Raw genomic sequence first — 2,267 nt, 5'->3', positions numbered from 1 at the left:
CCCAACAGCTCCAGCACCAACCGCTTCAGATCGGCGTTCGACAGGCCATCAAGATCCGGGGCCGGTGACATGCAGGGGATTGAATCAGAATTGTCGCTGCGCCGGAACCCCGACCCGCCAGCTCAGCCCGGACTTTTGCCAATGTTACCAGAACACAAGCTAAGTCACTAGAACTATTAGATTGCCTGTCTCACGCCAAAGTGCCCAGTGACAGTCAGTGTTGTGGAGTTAGAGTTTGAACCGAGAAAGAGCCATCATGGAAGACTGGTACCCGGTCAGGCTCGCACCACGCGACGGCACCCCTGTGATCCTCTGGATCGAGGACAGGGAGGCACCGCCTGCCTATCCAGTGACGGTCGGAGTCTGAGAAACCGACGACATCCCCAGAAGGAGCCACTGGCGTGTCTTTGGGGCTCGCTACGGGACGCACACCGACTTCGATCAGCACATTGTCGGCTGGCGGCCGCTGCCTCGCACTCGGCAGAGCCGAGACGGGTAAGGGAAGGACGGATGAAAACGCGAAACACCCCAACCCGCCTTGATACGCGCACCCTGCCCGCGATTGCACAGCGGATGAAGCTGCTGCGCCTCACGACGGGACTGTCCGCGGCCGACTTCGCTCGCAAGGCCGGCATGACGCGTGCCATGTGGCACAATATCGAAACCGGGTTCTCCCGTATCGGGATCGATGCAGCCATGAAGCTGTGCGACAAGTACCACATCACGCTTGATTGGATTTATCGCGGTCGTCTCGACGCCAGGCTTCCTCGTGGTCTCGCCAAGCGCCTGCAAGAGGTAGCCGAAACAGAACTTGAGGCTGATGCCTGACGAACTCCGATCCCGATCAAGCATCATTCTGCCCATGTGGGCCGTTACGTAACGGAGCGGCCATGGCCCTATCGAATGCAGAGCGGCAGAAGCGGCATCGCGAGCGCCTGAAGGCCGGCGCAAAGAGAGAGGAAGGGACGTGGGAAACGGCTGTCCGTACCACAATCACCAACGACACCTTCTATCAGACCTGGCCGAGCGCCGAGGCTGCGTTGCGCTACCTCGCGGAACTACCGGCGATAGATCACCTGCAACTGGTCAGCATCCGAAAAGTGGATGAATAAGGCCTCGTTACGTAACGGGACAGCCTCCGAGTGCCTGACGAGCTCCGCTCGCCAATCAAGCATCACCTCGTCCTGCACCGGATCGACCCGGAGCAGGGGATCCGGCGCTTCTACAGCCTGATGATCGAGCGGGATCTGTTCGGGACCGTGCGCCTGGTGCGCAACTGGGGCCGGATCGGAACGAACGGCCGCGAGCTCGCCGAGGAATTCGAATCAGAGCAAGAGGCCGGCCAGACGCTTGAGACGCTGGCTCGAGCGAAACGGGGACGCGGATATCAGGATTTGTGACGGATTCTGCACACGCTTTGCACAGAACATCCGCGGAACAAAGATGAGCATATTGGGAACACCGAGATGCATAAGATGTAACTTTTTGCGTCTCATGCGCCATCGATGGTGGTTGAGGACCCCAATTCCTTCGCTCTGCGAGGCAATCTGGGCTCTGGTCCTTTCTCCCATCGCTTGATACTGGAATCCACAACAACCCACCGAGATTCACAGGACTATAGTCCTTTAAGTCGGAGGTGAGACTTCCTTAGCAAGGAAACGTGCCATGATGCGCGTGTTCGTTTTCGGGAAGCAATTCGCGGAATCGGACCAGCCGGAGGAGCGTGAAGTTTGGCCGCTCGTAGCTCCTCCGGCTGCCTCTAAACCCAAAGCCATAGGAGAGCCCATGATTTCGGGACCCTCTAACGATAGCACGCTCTGCCGAGCCAGGGCAGATTTAAACCAACTGTTCTCAACAGAACGTTACGTCTCCGGTTGCGGAGGCCGCGAATGATGCGCGCGGAAACCATCGGTGCAATGGCGATTTTAATCCCCTCACTTGCCGGAGCATTCGTCGCTATCTCGCGGGAATTACGCCAATGGCGCACCAAGAACCGCGAGCGTGCTATGCGGAAAGACTGCCCCGGCGGTTGCTGGCACCCGGTAATAGCTTGAGAGATGAAAACGGCCGCGGAGAGTTTCTGCGGCCGTCCTCGGACAATTTTCCGTCTTAGTCCACTAGAGCGCGTTGACATTCAGGCTTTCGACGGACTCGCAAATCTGATTCAAGCTCCTTTTGGGCGCGGAGGCTTGGGTGAGCGGAGTTCGTCTGATGTTGAAAGATCACCAGTGGGATCGGATGGAGCCGCATTTGCCGGGCAAACGCAT

Annotated in this window: 4 protein-coding genes; all 4 read left to right on the top strand. The window is 58.3% G+C overall.

Annotated elements, in window-relative coordinates; all coding sequences use genetic code 11:
* Nucleotides 1–235: 235 nt before the first annotated feature.
* The 4 genes from FS320_RS50045 to FS320_RS41955 all read left to right on the top strand — a co-directional run bounded on the left by FS320_RS50045 (nucleotide 236) and on the right by FS320_RS41955 (nucleotide 1,400).
* Nucleotides 236–367: a hypothetical protein gene (locus FS320_RS50045; RefSeq protein WP_274597300.1), complete on the top strand. Its 132-nt coding sequence runs from the start codon at nucleotides 236–238 to the stop codon at nucleotides 365–367.
* 143 nt (nucleotides 368–510) lie between these two features.
* Nucleotides 511–828, top strand: coding sequence for a helix-turn-helix domain-containing protein (locus FS320_RS41965; RefSeq protein WP_152718466.1), 318 nt, complete (start codon nucleotides 511–513; stop codon nucleotides 826–828).
* Between the two features lie 62 nt (nucleotides 829–890).
* Nucleotides 891–1,112, top strand: coding sequence for a hypothetical protein (locus FS320_RS41960; protein WP_152718465.1), 222 nt, complete (start codon nucleotides 891–893; stop codon nucleotides 1,110–1,112).
* A gap of 30 nt (nucleotides 1,113–1,142) precedes the next feature.
* Nucleotides 1,143–1,400 carry a WGR domain-containing protein gene (locus tag FS320_RS41955; protein ID WP_162003610.1) on the top strand — a complete coding sequence of 86 codons (258 nt, stop codon included), beginning with the start codon at nucleotides 1,143–1,145 and terminating at the stop codon, nucleotides 1,398–1,400.
* The last annotated feature ends 867 nt before the right edge of the window (nucleotides 1,401–2,267 follow it).

The organism is Microvirga tunisiensis (genome assembly GCF_009296175.1).
GTDB classification, from domain to species: Bacteria; Pseudomonadota; Alphaproteobacteria; order Rhizobiales; family Beijerinckiaceae; genus Microvirga; species Microvirga tunisiensis.
The sequence above is the reverse complement of the archived record's forward strand: the minus strand, read 5'-3'. Positions and strand labels throughout refer to the sequence as shown.

Coding starts and splice junctions, on each gene's coding strand:
- FS320_RS41965 (WP_152718466.1), top strand. CDS start 511: ATGAAAACGCGAAACACCCCAACCCGCCTTGATACGCGCACCCTGCCC.
- FS320_RS41960 (WP_152718465.1), top strand. CDS start 891: ATGGCCCTATCGAATGCAGAGCGGCAGAAGCGGCATCGCGAGCGCCTG.